The organism is Actinophytocola sp. (genome assembly GCF_035712165.1).
Taxonomy (GTDB): domain Bacteria; phylum Actinomycetota; class Actinomycetes; order Mycobacteriales; family Pseudonocardiaceae; genus DASYTH01.
In genome coordinates this window covers 1-18,986 of the sequence record NZ_DASTBH010000583.1, presented here as the reverse complement: position 1 = coordinate 18,986, position 18,986 = coordinate 1, and the positions used below count along the sequence as shown (strand labels likewise).

Genomic DNA, 18,986 nt, shown 5'->3' with positions numbered 1-18,986 from the left:
GGCGACTCGCGGGGCTGGAAGGGGCGACTCGCGGGGCTGGAAGGGGCGACTCGCCGGGCTGGAAGGGGCGACTCGCCGGGCTGGAAGGGGCGACTCGCCGGGCTGGAAGGGGCGACTCGCGGGGGTTAGGGGGTGGGGGTGCTGAGGCCGGTGATCAGGCGGCTGATCACCAGGGAGTACTCCGCCTTGACCGCCTCCTTGTCCTCTTCCGGGGCGTCGCTCAGGGCCAGGCCGGCGGCCATCAGCAGGGCGAAGGTGATCCGGGTGGTGGTCTCCAGCGGCAGGTCGTCGATCACCCCGCCGGTCATCATGGCGCTGAGCAGCTGCTCGATCAGGCCGTAGGCGAACTTCTCCTCGCACTCCCGCCAGCGGTGCCAGCCGAGCGCGAGCGGCGCCTCCTGCCAGACCACCCGGCCGTAGACCGGGTCGCAGCAGATGTCCAGGAACGCCGCCAGCGCGGCGATCGCGGCCTGCCACGGGTCGTCGCCGGCCGCCCGGGCGGCCGCCGCGCACTCCGCCACCGCCGCACTCTCCAACTCCTCGAACACCGCCTCGAACAGGGCGGTCTTGTTGGCGAAGTGGTGGTAGACGGCGCCGCGGGTGGCCTGGATGTCGGCGGCGACGTCCTCCAGCGCGGTGCCGGTGAACCCGCGCTCGGCGAACCGCCGGGTGGCCGCGTCCAGCAGGGCCGCCCGGGTTGCCGCCGAGTACTGCTCACGCCGGCTCTTGACTTGGGACACGCGCGGAGTATAAGACATACACAGCGTATGTTACCGACGCTGAGTAGGTGCATCGGGGAGGATCACCATGACCGACACCATCAGACCGGAAGACCTGCTGTTCAACCCGTTCGAGCCGGGGTTCACCGACGACCCGTACCCGGTGTACCGCCGCCTGCGCGCGGCCGAACCGGTGCACGAGCACCCGTTCGGGTTCTGGGTGGTGTCCACCCACCGCGAGGTGTCCGAACTGCTGAAGTCCGGGCTGTCGGTGGAGGAGCGCCACCTCGCCGGCGGTCCGATCAAGGACCAGTACGAGCAGCTGGCCGACTTCGACGACCGCAGCATCCTCAACTACTCGATGCTCGACCGGGACCCGCCGGACCACACCCGGCTGCGTTCCCTGGTCACCAAGGTCTTCACCGGGCGCGCCATCGCCGGCCTGGAACCGGAGATCGTCGCACTGGTCGACGAGTCGCTGGACCGCATCGGCGCGGCCGGCCGGGTCGACCTGGTGGAAGCGCTGGCCTTCCCGCTGCCGTTCACGGTGATCTCCCGGATGCTCGGCATGCCGCCCACCGACCACAACCGGATCCGGGAGCTGTCCGGCACCCTGGTCCGCTCGCTGGAGGTGGTGGCCGACGAGGAGACCATGCGGGCGATCACCCGCGCCAGCCGGGAGCTCGCCGAGCTGACCAGGGAGCTGATCGCCTGGAAGCGCTCGAACCCCGCCGATGACCTGCTGACCGCGCTGATCGCCGCCGAGCACGAGGGACAGGTGCTCAGTGACGACGAGCTCATCGCCCAGGTCGTGCTGCTGTACGTGGCCGGCCACGAGACCACGGTGAACCTGATCGCCAACGGGGTGGTCGCGCTGTTGCGCAACCCCGACCAGCTCGCCCGGCTGCGCGCCGAACCGGACCTGACGGCGAACGCGATCGAGGAGTTCCTGCGCTACGACAGCCCGGTGCAGCAGAGCCGGCGGATCACCACCGAGCCGTTCACGCTCGGCGGAAAGGTGATCCCGGCGGGCGCGTTCGTGATCGCCGGCCTGGCCTCAGCGAACCGGGACGAGGCGTTTTTCGGCCCGGACGCCGAAGCGCTGCGGCTGGACCGGGCGCAGGCCCGTCACCACGTGTCGTTCGGCGCGGGTCCGCATCACTGCCTGGGAGCGGCGCTGGCTCGGCTGGAAGGCCGGGTAGCGATCGGGCGGCTGGTCCGCCGGTTCCCGAACCTGGCATTCGACGGGGCGGTGGAATGGAACGGCCGGGCCAATCTTCGCGGCCCGAAGACGCTGCCCATCGCGACGGGGTGATCATGCGCGGATCGCCGTGGTGATCGCGTCGATCCCGTGATCGAGCTCCTCCCGGGTGATCACCAGCGGGGGAGCGACCCGCAACGTGGTGTCGTGCGTCTCCTTGCACAGCACGCCGGCGCGCATCAGCGACTCGCTGACCGCCCGGGCGCTGGGGCCACCCGGGGCGAGCTCCACCCCGGCCCACAGCCCGCGGCCGCGGACCTCGGCCACGCCGCGCCCGACCAGCTCGCCGAGCCGCGCGTGCAGGTACTCGCCCAGGACGCGGGACCGCTCCTGGTACTCGCCGGTGGCCAGCAGTCGGATGACCGCGCGGCCGACGGCGCAGGCCAGCGGGTTGCCGCCGAAGGTGGAGCCGTGCTCGCCGGGCCGCAGCACCCCGAGCACGGCGCTGCTGCCGACCACGGCGGACACCGGCATGATGCCGCCGCCGAGCGCCTTGCCCAGGGTGTAGAGGTCGGCCCGGACGCCCTCGTGGTCGAGCGCGAACAGCGTCCCGGTGCGGGCCAGGCCGGACTGGATCTCGTCGGCGATCATCAGCACGCCGTTCTCGTCGCAGATCCGGCGCACGTCCCGCAGGTAGCCGGCCGGTGGCACCACCACGCCGGCCTCGCCCTGGATCGGCTCGACCAGCACGGCGGCGGTGCGGTCGGTGATCACGGCCTCCAGCGCCTCGGCGTCGCCGTACTTGACCACGACGAAGCCCGGGGTGAAGGGGCCGAAGTCGTTGCGCGCGACCGGGTCGGTGGAGAACGAGACGATGGTGGTGGTCCGGCCGTGGAAGTTGGACCCGGCGACCACGATCTCGGCGGCGCCGTCCGGCACCCCCTTGACCCGGTAGGCCCACTTGCGGGCCACCTTGAGCGCGGACTCCACCGCCTCGGCGCCGGAGTTCATCGGCAGCACCATCTCGGTGCCGGTCAGGGCGGCGAGCTCTCGGCAGTACGGCCCGAGCTGGTCGTGGTGGAAGGCGCGGCTGGTCAGCGTGACCCGGCCGAGCTGCTCGATCGTGGCGGCGACCAGGTCCGGATGCCGGTGGCCGAAGTTCAGCGCCGAGTATCCGGCCAGGAAGTCCAGGTAGCGCTTGCCGGCCACATCGGTCACCCAGGCGCCCTCGGCCTCGGCGATGACGACCGGCAGCGGGTGGTAGTTGTGCGTGCTCCACCGCTCGTCGAGCTCGATGAACCCGGCCGTGGAACGCGAGGCGTCCGTGGCGTCGGGCCTGAGGTGATCCGCCGTCATCGTCATATCACCAGGTTAGGGAACATCAACGGAGGTTTCAGCCGTCGGGCATTGCGTATTGCGGCGCTTCGTTGCGCCGTTTGGCGGTCAGGGGCACGAATCATTGCAGGATGCGGGCGGTGGGGCGGCGGTTATGATCGGCCGATGGCGAAAAAGCGGCCGTCGGTCCGGGACGCGCTGAGGGTACCGGCCAAGCTGACCAGGGGCATTCCGGTGCTGCCCGATGACAAGCCGGTAGGGCCGACGTCGAAGGCGGCGGCCGTGGCGGAAGTGGCCACCTCCGGTCCCCGGCTGGGCGAGCTGCAGGAGTTGCTGTACGCGGAAGGTGTGACGGGCGGTAAGCGCAGCGTCCTGGTGGTGCTTCAGGGTATGGACACCTCCGGCAAGGGCGGCACCATCAAGCACGTCTGTTCCCACGTGAACCCGCAGGGCCTGCACATCGCCTCGTTCAAGAAGCCCTCCAAGGCCGAGCTGCGTCATCACTTTCTGTGGCGGATCCGTCGCGTGTTGCCCGAGCCGGGGTACATCGGCGTGTTCGACCGCTCGCACTATGAGGATGTGCTGGTTCCGCAGGTGAACGGCCTGCTGTCGGCGGAGGCGCTGGACGCGCGCTACGAGGAGATCAACGCGTTCGAGGCGGAGCTGGCGGAGCAGGGCATCACGCTGGTCAAGTGTTTCCTGCACATCTCTCCTCAGACGCAGCGTGAGCGGCTGGTCGCGCGGTTGAAGGACCCGACCAAGCACTGGAAGTACAACCCGGGGGACCTCGACGTCCGGGCCCAGTGGTCCGCCTACCAGAAGGCCTACGTGGAAACCCTGCGCCGCTGCTCGACCTCGGTCGCGCCGTGGTACGTGGTGCCGGCCGACCGCAAGTGGTACCGCAACTGGGCGGTCGGCCACCTGCTCCTGGAGACCCTCGAAGCCATGCGCCTGCAGCCGCCGGCGGCCGACTTCGACGCCGACGAGGAACTGGCCCGGCTGGTCGGCAACGACCCGCTGAACTAATTCTTCAGCGGGTGAACTTCGAGATGATCTCGTCGCCGTAGGCGGCCAGGGTCTCCTCCCGGGCGTCGTGCATCAGGTAGACGGCGAACTGGTCGACGCCCAGGTCGGCGAGCTCGGCCAGCCGGTCGACGTGCGCGGCGGCCGGGCCGAGCAGGCAGAACCGGTCCACGATCTCGTCCGGGACGAAGTCGGTGGACGGGTTGCCGGCCTTGCCGTGGTGGGCGTAGTCGTAGCCCTCCCGGCCCTTGATGTAGTCGGTCAGCTCGCGCGGCACCGAGCCGGACTCGCCGTACCGGGCCACCAGGTCGGCCACGTGGTTGCCGACCATGCCGCCGAACCAGCGCAGCTGGTCGCGCTGGTGCGCCAGGTCGTCGCCGACGTAGGCGGGCGCGGCCACACACATCGTGATGCCCCCCGGGTCGCGGCCGACCGCGCGGGCCGCCTCACGCACCGACTCGATCGTCCAGCGCGCGATGGCCGGGTCCGCCGTCTGCAGGATGAACCCGTCCGCCTGCTCGCCGACCAGCTTGAGCGCCTTCGGGCCGTAGGCGGCCATCCAGATCTCCAGCCGGCCGTCCCGCACCCACGGGATCCGCACCGCCGCGCCGTGCAGCATGGCCTCCCGGCCCTCGGCGAGCTCCCGGATCACGTGCATCGAGTCGGCCAGCACCGCCAGCGACGCGGGCTGCTGGCCGATCACCCGGCGGGCCGAGTCGCCCCGCCCGATCCCGCACACCGTGCGGTTGCCGAACATGTCGTTGAGCGTGGCGAACAGCGAGGCCGTGACCGACCAGTCCCGGGTGCTCGGGTTGGTCACCATCGGGCCGACGATCATGTTCGAGGTCTGCGCCAGGATCTGCGAGTAGATCACGAACGGTTCCTGCCAGAGCACGCAGGAGTCGAACGTCCAGCCGTAGCGAAAGCCTCGGCCCTCCGCCTCCCGCAGCAGCCGGACGACCTCACGGGCCGGTGGGTCGGTCTGCAGCACAACGCCGAAATCCATGGTGGACGCTCCTCACACCAGGTACTGGGACAGTTCGCGCTTCAGGAAACGCCCGTGGCCCTCCCGGCCGTGGAACGCGCCGTCGGCGATCACCACGGCGCCGCGCGAGAGCACGGTGTCCACCTTGCCGGTCAGCTCCCAGCCCTCGTAGGCGGAGTAGTCGACGTTCATGTGGTGCGTGGCCGCGGACAGCGTCTGGGTGGCGGCCGGGTCGTACACCACGATGTCGGCGTCGGCGCCCGGGGCGATCACGCCCTTGCGCGGGTAGAGGCCGAACATCCGGGCCGGGGTGGTCGAGCTGATCTCCACCCAGCGCGCCAGCGTGATCTCACCCCGCACCACGCCCTGGTGCAGCAGGTCCATCCGGTGCTCGACCCCGGGCATCCCGTTGGGGATCTTGGAGAAGTCCCCGCGCCCCAACTCCTTCTGGTCCACGAAGCAGAACGGGCAGTGGTCGGTGGACACCACCGACAGGTCGTTGGTGCGCAGCCCGCGCCACAGGTCGGCCTGGTGGTCCTTGGGCCGAAGCGGCGGCGACGCCACGTACTTCGAGCCCTCGAAGTCCGGCCGGGCCAGGTCGTCCAGGGACAGGAACAGGTACTGCGGGCAGGTCTCGGCGAACACGTTCTGCCCGGTGTTGCGGGCCTCGGCAACGGCGGCCAGGGCGTGCCGGGAGGACAGGTGCACGATGTAGAGCGGAGCCTTGGTCACCTTGGCCAGTTGGATGGCCCGGTGCGTGGCCTCGCCCTCCAGCTCCGGCGGCCGGGTGAGGCCGTGCTCCACCGGGTCGGTGCGGCCGGCGGCGATCGCCTGGGCGACGAGTTGGTCGATGGCGATGCCGTTCTCGGCGTGCATCATGATCATCGAGCCGGTCTCGGTGGCCTTCTGCATCGCCAGCAGGATCTCGCCGTCGGTGGCGTAGAAGACGCCGGGGTAGGCCATGAACATCTTGAAGCTGTTCACGCCGGCGTCGATGCAGGACTCCATCTCCTTCAACGAGGTGTCGTTGACGTCGGAGATGATCATGTGGAAGCCGTAGTCGACGGCGCAGTGCCCGTCGGCCTTCTCGTGCCACTTGTCCATCGTCGCCAGCAGCGACGTTCCCTTTGCCTGCACCGCGAAATCGATGATCGTCGTGGTGCCGCCCCAGGCCGCCGCGGTGGTGCCGGTGGCGAAGGTGTCGGCGGAGAACGTGCCGCCGAACGGCATCTCCATGTGCGTGTGGGCATCGATGCCGCCGGGCAGCACGTACTTCCCGGCGGCGTCGATGACGCGGTCCGCGGTGTCGAAGACTCCGGGGGCCGTGACCGCGGTGATCGTCTCGCCGTCCACCAGGACGTCGGCCGCCACCGCGCCGGTGGCGTTGACGACCGTTCCGTTGCGGATCAGGGTGCGCATCGCCTCAGGCCTTCGTGAGCGAGTCGTAGGTGTCCGGGCGGCGATCCCGGTAGAACGCCCACAGGTCCCGGACCTCGGCCAGCCGGCCCATGTCGAGGTCGCGGACCACGACCTCCTCCTCGGTGTCCGACGCCGCCTCGCCGACCAACTGGCCGCGCGGGTCGACGAAGTAGGACTGGCCGTAGAAATCGTTCTCGCCCAACGGTTCCACGCCGACCCGGTTGATCGTGCCGACGTAGTACTCGTTGGCGACCGCGGCGGCCGGCTGCTCCAGCCGCCACAGGTACTCCGAGAGCCCACGGCTGGTGGCCGACGGGTTGAACACGATCCGGGCGCCGGCCAGGCCCAGCGCCCGCCAGCCCTCCGGGAAGTGCCGCTCGTAGCAGATGTAGACGCCGATCCGACCGACCGCGGTGTCGAACACCGGGTAGCCGAGGTTGCCGGGCCGGAAGTAGAACTTCTCCCAGAAGCCCTTCACCTGCGGGATGTGGTTCTTGCGGTGCTTGCCGAGGTAGGTGCCGTCGGCGTCGATCACCGCGGCGGTGTTGTAGTAGACGCCCGGCTGCTCCTGCTCGTACATCGGCACCACCAGCACGACGCCGTGCTGGTCGGCGAGCTCGCACATGAGCTGCGTGGTCGGCCCGTCCGGGATCTGTTCGGTGTAGGAGTAGTAGTCGGCGTCCTGCACCTGGCAGAAGTAGGGCCCGTAGAACAACTCCTGCAGGCACACCACCTGGGCGCCCTGGGAAGCCGCGGTGCCGATCGCGGCGACCGCGTTCGCGATCATCGACTCCTTGTCACCGGTCCACCGCTGCTGAACCAGACCGGCCCTGACGATCTCTGACACGCTGAACATCTCCTCTTATGCGGTTGCCGGTTCGGGGGTGGTCGCGGGCTCGCTGCGGGTCGACGGCCGGGACAGCACCACGAATGTCAGCAAGCTTGCCACGAGGCCGACCACCCAGCTGTAGTCGTAGAGCGGCTTGAGGATCGGGATCAGGCCGTCCGGCGGGAACGGGCCGGAGCTGCCCTCGGCGGTGTAGGCGCCGCCGACCGCGAGCAGGATGCCCACCGCGGTGGCCACCAGCCCGCGCCAGTTCCACCCGGCGCTGAACCAGTAGCGACCCTCTGGCCGGTACAGGTCGACCAGGTCCAGCTTGGTCTTGTTCACCAGCCAGTACCCGCCGATCAGCACACCGGCCACGGCGCCGAGCAGACCGCCGTAGGTCTGCAGCCAGGTGAAGATGTAGAGGTCGGGGTTCTCGAACAGGTACCACGGCACCATCAGGATGCCGAGCACGCCGGTGATCATCGCGCCGGCCCGCCGGCTGATCAGCCGGGGTGCGGCGTTGGAGAAGTCGTAGGACGGGCTGACCACGTTGGCCGCGATGTTCACCGAGATCGTCGCGATCAGCACGGTGAACAACGCGATGGCCACGATCAGCGGGTTCTCGAACTTGTTGGCCAGCGTGATCGGGTCCCAGATCGCCTCGCCGTAGATCACCACGGTGCCGGAGGTGATCAGGATGGACAGGATCGCGAAGAACGACATCGTGGTGGGCAGGCCCAGCGTCTGGCCGAGCATCTGCTCGCGCTGGCCCTTACCGAACCGGGTGAAGTCGGGCATGTTCAGCGACAGCGTGGACCAGAACGCGATCATCGCCATCAGCGACGGGAAGAACAGCGCCCACCAGTCGGCGCCCCAGCCCACCTTGGACGGCTGGGACAGGATCGGGCCCAGCCCGCCGGCCTCGACCAGGATCCAGATCAGCAAGGCGATCGCGACCACGATCACCAGCGGGGCGGCCCAGTTCTCGAACCGGCGCAGGGTGTCCATGCCGCGCCACATGATCGCCATCTGGATCGCCCAGAACAGCGCGAAGGACGCCCACAGGGTCCACGGCTTGCCGGCCAGCACCGGAGCGTTGGCCCACCAGTCGCCGAACAGCTTGCCGGCGATCACGTAGACGCCGAGGCCGCCGATCCAGGTCTGGATGCCGAACCAGCCGCACGCGATGAAGGCCCGCAGCAGGGCCGGGACGTTGGCGCCGCGGATGCCGTAGAACGCCCGGGCGAACACCGGGAACGGGATGCCGTACTTGGTGCCGGCATGGCTGTTGAGCAGCATCGGGATCAGCACCAGCAGGTTCGCCAGGGTGATCGTGATCAGCGCCTGCAGCCAGTCCATGCCCAGCGCGATGAGGCCGGCGGCCAGCCCGTAGCTGGGCACGTTGTGCGCCATGCCGACCCACAACGCGGTGTAGTTGTAGGTGGTCCAGGTGCGCTTCTCGGTGGGGACCGGCGCGAGCTCGTCGTTGTAGTACGGGCTGTCCGCGACGGGCGCGGTCTCGGACAGCTCGACGCGTCCGTCGTCGTGGGTGATGGTCTGCGGGATGGTCGTCATCGCCTACTCCGGGGCGGAGGCGTGCGGCTGGAGTTCCATCCCGGCATCGTGTGTGGCGCGGGTCGCGCAGGGCAGTGCCACTGTGTTCACCGTTGATCCACTCAGTGAACACTCTGTCCGTTGCGCGGCGCTGTTACGAGTGCTCGGCGAACCGGAAGACGCCCGCGCTGCGGTCCCGGGCGACGCAGCGGTTCTCGTAGGTGGCCAGGAACTGGACCGGATGACCGCGCCAGGTGCCGTGCACCTCGACGATGACCGGCTGGTAGATGAACGTGCAGGGCCCGCCAAGCGGCCGCAGCCGGGCCAGGTCGCCGTTCACCTCCCGGAGCTTGGCGCACGCCCAGGCGGCGTCGGGGTGCGTTCCGCCGGGCGGATCGCAGCGCAGGGTCACGGTGTCGAGCAGCGGCCGGTTCGGTTCGGTGGCGTCGCGCAGGTTGAGCACCAGGGCGGTGTGCGGCGCGGGCGGCTGCGGTGCGGGCGTCGGAGCGGTGCACAGCAGGATGCCCAGGATGAGGTTGATCAATTGAGGCATACCCACGGTTATCGGCACCCGTCCGGGTGGATCTGGTCCCCGAATCGGTGAGCACGCTCCGCATTCGCGGGCGGGTTCAGGGCTGGTTGGAGCGGACGCTCAGCGCGAGCAGGGCGACGTGCAGGGAGAGCACCGACTCGGGATCGTCGATCGACACGCCGAGCACCTGCTCGATCCGGGCGAGCTGCTGGTAGTACGCGGTGCGGGACATGTGCGCGGCGGCCGCGGCGGCGGACTTGTTGCCGCCGTGCGCGCAGTAGTGCCGCAGGGTGTCCACCAGCCGGCTGCCGTGGCTGGCGTCCCGGGCGAGCAACGGCCCCAGCTCGCGATCGGCGAACGCGGCGACCCGGTCGTCCTCGGCGAGCAGGTGCAGCAGGCCGCGCAGCCGGACGTCGTCCAGGCGGTGGTAGGCGCGTCCGGCCGGGGCCGCGCCGGACCGCAGGGCCGCCTGGGCCACCTGGGCGGCCTCGATCAGGCTGCGCCGGGCCTCGGTCAGGGTGCCGACGGTGCTGCCGACGGCGACCACCACCGGCAGCGCCCGGGGGGAACCGGCCGCGGCCTGGTGGATCTCCTTGGTGAGCCGGCGCAGCACGCCGTCCGCGTCGGCCTGCGGGGTCAGCGACAGCAGCGCCCGCACGCTGATGTCGTCGACCACGCCGACCAGCGCGGCCACCCGCGCCCGCCGGGCGGCCAACGCCGTGGCCTCGGCGAGATCGCGCAGCACCTCCTGGGTGGCCATCGAGTGCGGCGAGCCGCCCGCCCGGGTCGGCACCGTCGTGCTCGGCCGCACCGACATGCCGAGCAGCTGCCGGCGCTCGAGCGGCACCCCGAGTGCGGTGGTCCGCGCGGTCAGGTCGGCCGGCGGGGTGGGGGAGGCCAGCAGCTCGGTGAGCAGCGTGCGGTGCGCGTGCCGTTCCAGGCTCTCCCGGTCCCGGGCCACCAGCCGATGCACCGCCAGCGCCGAGGCCGCCCGCTCCACGATCACGAACTGGCGGTGCTGCGGCGGATCCGGGCAGAGCAGCACCAGCCGGCCCCAGTCGTTGCCGCGCGCGCCGACCACGGTCACCAGCCAGCCGGCCTCGGCGTGGTAGCTGGTGCGCTCGGTGACCGTGACCGCCCGGGACCGCCGGGCCCAGTCGGCGAGCAGCTCACCCGGGTCGATCCCGGCGGTGTCGTAGGCGAGCACGTCGCGGGCGAGCGTCTCCAGCACCACCGGCAGCCCGGACGCGCGGGCCACCTCGCGCAGCACCTCGGCCGGCTCCGCCCCGGCGACGGTGAGCGCGGTGAACGTCTCGTGCACCTGCTCGGCGGCGCGCAGCTCGGCCACCTGTGCGTCCACGATCAACCCGACGACCGCCTCGGTCACCGCCACGAACCGGGTCTCCCTGGACAGCGTCACCAGCGGCATGCCGTGCCGCTCCGCGGCGGCGACCAGCGCGTCCGGCAGCGCCTCGCTCCAGTGCCGGACCAGCTCCACCACCAGTCCCGCCACCCCGGTCTCGGCGAGTTCGTCCACGTACCGGGTCAGCGCCGCCGGATCGTCCGGCAACGCGATGCCGGTGGTCAGCACCAGCTCGCCGCCGCGCAGCAGATGCGCGATGTCGGCGATCTCGGCCACGTGCACCCAGCGCACCCGGCGGCGCAGCCCGTCCGCCCCGGCCACCACCCTGGGCCGGCCCTGCCGGATCGCCGGCAGCGCCAGGGCGTCGGACACGGTGGGATACACGCGCACACTGTAAGGCGCGTACCCGGACGCCGATACATGTTGTCCATTGGCGGGCGTACCGGCCCACCGCCACACTCGGCGTATGTCTGAACGAGCGTTGGTCGACCGGCACCGTGCCGTCCTGCCGAACTGGATGGCGCTGTACTACGCCGATCCGATCGAGATCGTGCACGGCCACGGCCGCCGGGTCACCGACTCGCACGGCAAGACCTACCTCGACTTCTTCGCCGGCATCCTGACCAACGCGATCGGTTACGACGTCGCGGAGATCGGCGACGCGGTGCGCAAGCAACTCGACACCGGGATCATGCACACCTCGACGCTGTACCTGATCCGCAGCCAGGTCGAACTGGCCGAGCGGATCGCGGAGCTGTCCGGAATCCCGGACGCCAAGGTGTTCTTCACCAACTCCGGCACCGAGGCCAATGAGACGGCGCTGATGCTGGCCACCCAGTACCGGCGCAGCAACCAGGTGCTGGCCCTGCGCAACTCCTACCACGGCCGGGCGTTCGCCACCGTCGGCGTGACCGGAAACCGCGGCTGGTCGGCCAGTTCGCTGTCCCCGGTGAAGGTCAGCTACGTGCACGGCGGCTACCGGTATCGCAGCCCGTTCGCCGCACTGTCCGATGTGGACTACATCCGGGCGTGCACCGACGACCTCCGCGAGATCATCCAGACCACCACCTCGGGTGACGTGGCCTGCCTGATCGCCGAGCCGATCCAGGGCGTCGGCGGGTTCTGCGTGCCGCCGGACGGGTTGTTCGGCGCGTTCGCCGAGGTGCTCGCCGAGCACGGGATCCTGTTCATCTCCGACGAGGTGCAGACCGGCTGGGGCCGCACCGGCGAGCACTTCTGGGGCATCGGCGCGCACGGTGTGGTGCCGGACATGATGACCTTCGCCAAGGGCCTCGGCAACGGCCTGGCCATCGGCGGCGTGGTGGCCAGGGGCGAGGTGATGGACAGCCTCGGCGCGAACTCCATCTCCACCTTCGGCGGCAACCCGGTGGCCACCGTGGGCGCCCGCGCCGTGCTGGACTACGTGTTCGACCACGACCTGCAGGCCAACGCGGCCACCCAGGGCGACCGGCTGCTGCGCGGGCTGCGGGCGATGGCGGAGCGCAACCCCGCGATCGGCGACGTCCGGGGCAAGGGCCTGATGATCGGCATCGAACTGGTCGAACCGGGCGGCACCACGCCGAGCGTGCCGATCGCCACCGCGGTGCTCGAGGAGGCTCGGGCGCGGGGCCTGCTGGTCGGCAAGGGCGGTCTGCACAACAACGTCATCCGGCTCGCACCGCCGATGACCGTGACCGAGGACGAGGTGGACGAGGCACTCGAGGCCCTCGCCGGAGCGCTCGAAGCAGCGGGAAAGGGCCGGTAATGGCGGACCCCAAACGGATCAGCCACTGGATCGACGGCAAGCCCTGGGCCGGAGTGGCCGAACGGGCCGGCGACGTGTTCGACCCGGCCACCGGCGAGCGCGCCGGCCGGGTGGACTTCGCCGCGCAGTCCGAAGTGGACGAAGCGGTGGCGGCGGCGGCGCGGGCCTTCGCCAGCTGGCGGCACTCCTCGCTGGCCACCCGGACCAACGTGCTGTTCGCCTTCCGGGAGCTGCTCAACGCGCGCAAGCGGGAGCTCGCGGAGATCGTCACCGCCGAGCACGGCAAGGTGCTCGACGATGCCGGCGGCGAGATCCAGCGGGCGCTGGAGGCGGTCGAGTTCGCCTGCGGCGTCCCGCACCTGCTCAAGGGCGGGTTCAGCGAGAACGTCTCGCGCAAGGTGGACGTGTACTCGATCCGCCAGCCGCTCGGCGTGGTCGGCGTGATCTCCCCGTTCAACTTCCCGGCGATGGTGCCGCTGTGGTTCATGCCCAACGCCATCGCCTGCGGCAACACCGTGGTGCTCAAGCCGTCGGAGAAGGACCCGTCGGCGGCGAACTACCTCGCCGAGCTGTGGGCCGAGGCGGGCCTGCCGGACGGCGTGCTCAACGTGCTGCACGGCGACAAGGTCGCGGTGGACGGGCTGCTGCACCACCCGGCGGTGCGCGGGATCTCGTTCGTCGGCTCCACGCCGGTCGCCCGCTACGTCTACGAGACCGGGACCGCCAACGGCAAGCGGGTGCAGGCGCTGGGCGGCGCCAAGAACCACATGGTGGTGCTGCCGGATGCCGACCTGGACCTGGCCGCCGACGCCGCGGTGTCGGCGGGCTTCGGCTCGGCCGGGGAGCGGTGCATGGCGATCTCCGTGGTCGTCGCGGTGGGCGAGGTCGGCGACGAGCTGGTCGCCAAGATCGGCGAGCGGATCTCCGGACTGCGCGTCGGCGACGGCCGCCGGTCCGGCTGCGAGATGGGCCCACTGGTCACCCGCGCGCACCGGGACCGGGTCGAGTCCTATGTGGACGCCGGGGTGTCGGCCGGGGCCACGCTCGCCGTGGACGGCCGGGGCCACGAGATCGACGGCGCGGCCGACGGGTTCTGGCTCGGCCCCACCCTGTTCGACCATGTCCGGCCGGAGATGTCCCTCTACGCCGACGAGATCTTCGGCCCGGTGCTCTCGGTGGTCCGGGTGCCCAGCTACGAGGCCGCGCTCGAACTGGTCAACGCCAACCCCTACGGGAACGGCACGGCGATCTTCACCAACGACGGTGGGGCGGCCCGGCGCTACCAGAACGAGATCGAGGTCGGGATGGTTGGCGTCAACGTGCCGATCCCGGTGCCGGTCGGCTACTACTCCTTCGGCGGGTGGAAGGACTCGCTGTTCGGCGACACGCACGCCTACGGTCCGGACGGGATCCACTTCTTCACCAGGACCAAGGTGGTCACCGGGCGCTGGCTCGACCCCTCGCACGGCGGCGTCAACCTGGGTTTTCCCAGAAACGACTGAACGTCTCGGAGGGAACCCGCAACGATCCCCCAGCGTCCCCGTATTGTGCAGTTGCACTGACTCGGGACAGCGTTGCGGGGGTGTTGGATGGACTCGGTCGCCGATGCGATGCGGATGGTCGATGACTGGGAGCGGGATGCGACCGAGAAGGCGGCCCGGTTCCAGCGCATGGCCGAACAGGTTGAGCAGGTCACCATCACCGAGTCGGTCGCCAACGGCGCGGTGAGTGTCACGGTCGGCCCGAACGGTTTGCCCACCAACATCACGATGACCGACGGCGTGCGGGCGATGGAGCCGGAGCAGATCGCGGGCAACGTCATGGCCGCGTTACGCAAGGCGCAGGCGCGCTATCCGGAGCGGCTGGCCGAGATTCTGGCTGAGACCGTCGGTACCGACGATCCGGCGGCGCGACACATCCTGGCCAAAGCCGAAGAGAGCTTCCCGTCGGTGGAGGATGACGGGCAGGATGATGCGGATCCGCGGGCCCCGGAACGAAAGAGCGCGGAACGGATGAACATCGGTCACGTCGAAGAGGACGAGGAGCCGGCGCCGCCGTCCCGTCCCGCCCCGCCGCCGCGCTCGACCCGCACCGACGGGGGCGACGAGGACTTCGGCGACGAGTCGATCTTCCGCTGACTGAGAGGCCAAGGCCATGGACGGCTACGAGGTTCTGACCAGTGAGCTGGACGCTCACGCCGGCCGGGTGGACGGGTTGACCGACCGGTTACGCACGGCCGTGGACGCCGCCCAGCAGGTGACCATGAACAACGACGCGTACGGCGTGGTCTGCCAGCCGTTCGCCCAGATGCTGCAACCGTTCGAGGAGTTGGGGGTGCGGACCCTGCAGCAGGGCGTCGATGCCCTGTCCGACACCGCGCGCAAGGTCCGCGACACCGCACTGAGCTACACCAGCACCGAAACCACTGGGGCCGCCACCTACCGCAGCCTGGAGGGCGGACTGTAGTGCCGGAAGGCAACCCGCTGGTTGCCGGGCCGGTTGAGACACCGACCGCGCAGACCGGGCCCGGGCTCGCCGAGTCGTGCGCCGAACTGGCGCGGGGAGTGTCCGGCGGCGACTGGGTCGAGGCCGGGCTGGAGGTGCTCGGCACCGGGCTCGAGGTGCTGTCGCTGGTGATCGACCCGTTGGGGACGCTCGCCTGCTACGGGGTGTCCTGGCTGATCGAACAGGTCCGGCCGCTGAAGGAGGCGCTGGACTGGTTCGCCGGTGACCCGCCGGTGATCCGCTCGTTCGCCGAGACCTGGACCCGGGTGTCGGCCGAGGTCGCGGCGGTGGCGAAGGAGTACGGGGCCCAGTCCGGCGGCGGCACGGCCGGCTGGACCGGCGCCGCGGGCGATGCCTACCGGGCCCATGGGGCCGCGGCGGCGGACGCGCTGCGCGGCGCCGGCACGCTGGCGGCCGGGGTCTCCGCCGGGGTCATGATCATGGGTGAGGTCGTGGCGTTCGTCCGCGAGTCGATCCGGCACCTGGTGGGGGAGTTGGTCGGCCGCCTGATCTCCGGGGCGCTGGAAGGGGCCGCGACCGCCGGGCTGGCCACACCGCTGACGGTGGCCCGGGCGACCGCGGCGATCTCCGCCGTGGTCAGCAGGATCGCCGGCCTGGTGCGAAGCCTGGTCACGACGATCGGCAACGTCGCGCCGCGGCTCGGCAGGATCGTCGACAAGCTCGACGAGATCATCGCGAAGCTGCGCACGCTGTCCCGCCGGGCCGAACCGGACGACGCCACCACGCCGAGCGCGGCGGCGCCGGACACCACCACCCCGGGCGGCACGGAGCCCTTGGCCAGCACGGACACCGCCCGGCCGGCCGACCCGCACACCACCCGCTCGCCGGTCGGGGCCCGCCGCTGCCGCAACGACCCGGTGGACGTGGCGTCCGGGGAGATGGTGCTGCACCAGGTCGACGTCGAACTGGACGCCGGGCTGCCGCTGGTGCTCACCCGCACCCACGTCTCCACCTACCGTGCCGGCCGCACGTTCGGCCGGTCCTGGTCGGCCACGGTGGACCAGCGGCTGGAGTTCGACGAGCAGGGCGTCGTCTTCGTCGCCGACGAGGGCATGATCCTGGTCTACCCGCGGCCGGCAGGCGACGATCCGGTGCTGCCGGAGGAGGGCCCCCGGTGGCCGCTGTCGGCGACCGGCGACGGACATCTGATCACCAAACCGGAGTCCGGGCAGGTGCTGTCCTTCCCCGGTTCGGGTCCGGACCCGGCGCCGCTGGCCGTGCTGAGCGACCGCAACGGCAACCGGGTCGAGTTCATCCGCGACGGCGAGGACCTGGTCACCGAGGTGCGCCATTCGGGCGGCTACCGGATCGGGGTCGACACCGCGGCCGGCCGGATCACCGGCCTGCGGCTGATCAGCCAGGCCGGCAGCGCCGACGTCGCCGTGTCGCGGTACGCCTACGACGAGGCCGGGCGGCTCACCGAGGTGACCAACTCCTCCGGCCGGCCGCTGCGGTTCGACTACGACGAGCGCGACCGGATCGTGCGCTGGGAGGACCGCACCGGGCAGTGGTACGGCTACGCCTACAACCTGCGCGGCCAGTGCATCCGCAACGAGGGCTCGGACGGCCTGCTGGCCGGCGGCTTCGACTACCGGGACCGGTTCACGATCTTCACCGACTCGCTCGGCCGGCAGACCCGGTTCCATTTCAACGAGGCCCGCCAGGTGATCCGCGAGGTCGACCCGCTCGGCCACGCCACCCTGTCCGAGTGGGACGCCCAGGACCGGCTGGTGTCCCGCACCGACCCGCTCGGCCGCACGATCCGGTACAGCCACGCGGGCTTCACCGGCGAGACCGACCAGCAGTCGACCGTCACGCACCCGGACGGCAGCCGGACCGTGGTGACCTACAACCCGCTGCGGCTGCCGCTGACCATCGTCGACCCGGACGGCGCGGTGTGGCGGCGCGAGTACGACGAGCGCGGCAACCTGCTCACCGAGACCGACCCGGCCGGAGCCACCACCCGTTACGCCTACACCGCCAACGGCCGGCTCACCACGATCACCGACGCGCTCGGCCGCACCCGGCGGATCACCACCAACGCCGCGGGCCTGCCGGTGGCCGTCACCGACCCGACGGGCGCGACCCGGCGCTACGTCCGCGACGTGTTCGGCCGGGTCGCGCAGGTGATCGACCCGGTGGGCGGGGTGACCCGGCTGGGCTGGACGGTGGAGGGCAGGCTGATCTCGCGCACCCATCCCGACGGCGCGACCGAGCGATGGCGCTACGACGGCGAGGGCAACCAGGTCGAACACGTGGACGCGGCCGGTTCGGTCACCCGCACCGAGTACACCGGCTTCGAGGCGCCGGCCGCGCGCACCGGCCCGGACGGCGCCCGCTACGAGTTCGGCTACGACACCCAACTCCGGCTGGTGTCGGTGACCAACCCGCAGGGCCTGGTGTGGCGCTACGAGTACGACGCCGCCGGCCGGCTGACCGCCGAGGTCGACTTCAACCGGCGCCGGATCGGCTACGGCTACGACCAGGCAGGCCAGCTCATCCGGCGCACCAACGGGGCGGGGGAGACGGTCCGCTACACGCGCGACGCCATGGGCCAGGTCACCGAGAAGCGGGTGGGCGGCGCGGTCACCACGTACAGCTACGACGCGATCGGCCGGCTGGTGCACGCCAGCAACCCGGACGCCGAGGTGATCTTCCAGCGCGATCCGATGGGCCGGGTTCTGGTCGAGTCGGTCAACGGGCGCGCCGTGGTCTCGACCTTCGACCGCGCCGGCCGCCGTACCGGGCTGACCACCCCCTCCGGCGCGCGGTCCCGCTGGGAGTACGACGCCAACGACCTGCTGGTCGCGCTGCACACCGGCGGGCACACCATGCGGTTCGGCTACGACCGGGCCGGCCGCGAGATCCAGCGCAGCCTCGGCGGCCGGGCGGTGCTGACGCAGGACTGGGACCCGGCCGGCCGGCTGACCAGCCTGGCGATCACCGCCCCCGACCTGTACGCGCCGCAGGATGCCCGGCGGGCCCGGCTGGTGCAGCGCCGCTCCTACCGGTACCGCCCGGACGGCTACCTGGCCGGCATCGACGACCTCGCCGGCAGCCGCGAGCTCGAGCTCGACCCGGCCGGACGGGTCACCGCGGTGCACGGCGGCGGCTGGACCGAGCGATACGCCTACGACCCGGCCGGCAACGTCAGCACCGCGATCTGGCCGCTGCCGCCGGACACCTCCGGCGGGGACGAGCAGGGCCGTCGCGAGTACACCGGCACGCTGATCAGCCGGGCCGGCAACATCCACTACCAGCACGACGCCCAGGGCCGGCTGGTGCTGCGGCAGCGCCGCGCCCTGTCCGGCCGGACGATGACCTGGCGCTACACCTGGAATGCCGAGGACCGGCTGATCGGCGTGGTCACACCGGACGGCGCGCGGTGGCGTTACCTGTACGACCCGTTCGGCCGCCGGATCGCCAAGCAGCGGCTCGGGGAGACCGGCGTCGCCGAGCAGATCGACTTCAGCTGGGACGGCGTCGTGCTGGTCGAGCAGACCCACTCCCGGGGCAACACCAGCACCTGGAACTGGGCGACCGGGCAGCCGCGGCCGCTGGCCCAGACCGACCGGATCCGGGTCCGGGAGGCCCCGCCGGAGTGGATCGACCAGCAGTTCTACGCGCTGATCACCGACCTGGCCGGCGCACCGACCGAACTGGTCGACCCGAACGGCGAGGTGGCCTGGCGGCGGGAGACCACGGTCTGGGGCGCCCCCATCGCCGCGCAGGCCG

Annotated in this window: 15 protein-coding genes; 7 read left to right on the top strand and 8 right to left on the bottom strand. The window is 71.1% G+C overall.

Going from position 1 to position 18,986, the window contains the following annotated elements; genetic code table 11:
* Nucleotides 1-125 precede the first annotated feature (125 nt).
* Nucleotides 126-740, bottom strand: coding sequence for a TetR/AcrR family transcriptional regulator (locus VFO68_RS34005; protein WP_325162548.1), 615 nt, complete (start codon nucleotides 738-740; stop codon nucleotides 126-128).
* Between the two features lie 67 nt (nucleotides 741-807).
* On the opposite strand from VFO68_RS34005, the gene VFO68_RS34000 reads away from it, so the two are divergent.
* Nucleotides 808-2,034, top strand: coding sequence for a cytochrome P450 (locus tag VFO68_RS34000; protein ID WP_325162547.1), 1,227 nt, complete (start codon nucleotides 808-810; stop codon nucleotides 2,032-2,034).
* Here the strand turns inward: VFO68_RS34000 and rocD are convergent, their stop codons facing one another.
* On the bottom strand, nucleotides 2,035-3,282 hold the full coding sequence (rocD, locus tag VFO68_RS33995; protein ID WP_414635621.1) for an ornithine--oxo-acid transaminase: 1,248 nt from the start codon (nucleotides 3,280-3,282) through the stop codon (nucleotides 2,035-2,037).
* Nucleotides 3,283-3,420: 138 nt separating this feature from the next.
* Between rocD and VFO68_RS33990 the strand changes: the two genes are divergently transcribed.
* Entirely contained in the window at nucleotides 3,421-4,281 is an 861-nt protein-coding gene (locus tag VFO68_RS33990) for a PPK2 family polyphosphate kinase (RefSeq protein WP_325162546.1), read from the top strand.
* Nucleotides 4,282-4,285: 4 nt separating this feature from the next.
* Here the strand turns inward: VFO68_RS33990 and VFO68_RS33985 are convergent, their stop codons facing one another.
* The 6 genes from VFO68_RS33985 to VFO68_RS33960 form a co-directional block, all read right to left on the bottom strand.
* The gene (locus tag VFO68_RS33985) at nucleotides 4,286-5,284 is read right to left on the bottom strand and encodes a TIGR03842 family LLM class F420-dependent oxidoreductase (RefSeq protein WP_325162545.1); all 999 of its coding nucleotides are present in this window, start codon (nucleotides 5,282-5,284) and stop codon (nucleotides 4,286-4,288) included.
* A gap of 12 nt (nucleotides 5,285-5,296) precedes the next feature.
* Entirely contained in the window at nucleotides 5,297-6,682 is a 1,386-nt protein-coding gene (gene hydA, locus VFO68_RS33980; RefSeq protein WP_325162544.1) for a dihydropyrimidinase, read from the bottom strand.
* A gap of 4 nt (nucleotides 6,683-6,686) precedes the next feature.
* On the bottom strand, nucleotides 6,687-7,529 hold the full coding sequence (locus VFO68_RS33975) for a nitrilase-related carbon-nitrogen hydrolase (RefSeq protein ID WP_325162543.1): 843 nt from the start codon (nucleotides 7,527-7,529) through the stop codon (nucleotides 6,687-6,689).
* A 15-nt stretch (nucleotides 7,530-7,544) separates the two neighbouring features.
* The gene (locus VFO68_RS33970; protein ID WP_325162542.1) at nucleotides 7,545-9,086 is read right to left on the bottom strand and encodes an NCS1 family nucleobase:cation symporter-1; all 1,542 of its coding nucleotides are present in this window, start codon (nucleotides 9,084-9,086) and stop codon (nucleotides 7,545-7,547) included.
* Nucleotides 9,087-9,219: 133 nt separating this feature from the next.
* Nucleotides 9,220-9,618 (bottom strand): SSI family serine proteinase inhibitor, encoded by a 399-nt coding sequence (locus VFO68_RS33965; protein ID WP_325162541.1) that lies wholly within the window; start codon nucleotides 9,616-9,618, stop codon nucleotides 9,220-9,222.
* A 76-nt stretch (nucleotides 9,619-9,694) separates the two neighbouring features.
* Nucleotides 9,695-11,344 carry a PucR family transcriptional regulator gene (locus tag VFO68_RS33960; RefSeq protein ID WP_325162540.1) on the bottom strand — a complete coding sequence of 550 codons (1,650 nt, stop codon included), beginning with the start codon at nucleotides 11,342-11,344 and terminating at the stop codon, nucleotides 9,695-9,697.
* Nucleotides 11,345-11,426: 82 nt separating this feature from the next.
* On the opposite strand from VFO68_RS33960, the gene VFO68_RS33955 reads away from it, so the two are divergent.
* The 5 genes from VFO68_RS33955 to VFO68_RS33935 all read left to right on the top strand — a co-directional run.
* Nucleotides 11,427-12,725 (top strand): aspartate aminotransferase family protein, encoded by a 1,299-nt coding sequence (locus VFO68_RS33955; protein ID WP_325162539.1) that lies wholly within the window; start codon nucleotides 11,427-11,429, stop codon nucleotides 12,723-12,725.
* On the top strand, nucleotides 12,725-14,227 hold the full coding sequence (locus VFO68_RS33950; protein WP_325162538.1) for a CoA-acylating methylmalonate-semialdehyde dehydrogenase: 1,503 nt from the start codon (nucleotides 12,725-12,727) through the stop codon (nucleotides 14,225-14,227). Before VFO68_RS33955 ends, VFO68_RS33950 begins: the two co-directional genes overlap by 1 nt.
* An 87-nt stretch (nucleotides 14,228-14,314) precedes the next feature.
* Nucleotides 14,315-14,863 (top strand): YbaB/EbfC family nucleoid-associated protein, encoded by a 549-nt coding sequence (locus VFO68_RS33945; protein ID WP_325162537.1) that lies wholly within the window; start codon nucleotides 14,315-14,317, stop codon nucleotides 14,861-14,863.
* A gap of 16 nt (nucleotides 14,864-14,879) precedes the next feature.
* Nucleotides 14,880-15,191: a type VII secretion target gene (locus tag VFO68_RS33940; protein WP_325162536.1), complete on the top strand. Its 312-nt coding sequence runs from the start codon at nucleotides 14,880-14,882 to the stop codon at nucleotides 15,189-15,191.
* Nucleotides 15,191-18,986 (top strand): DUF6531 domain-containing protein (locus VFO68_RS33935; protein ID WP_325162535.1); only part of this gene is annotated, 3,796 nt, incomplete at its 3' end. The genes VFO68_RS33940 and VFO68_RS33935, both read left to right, overlap by 1 nt.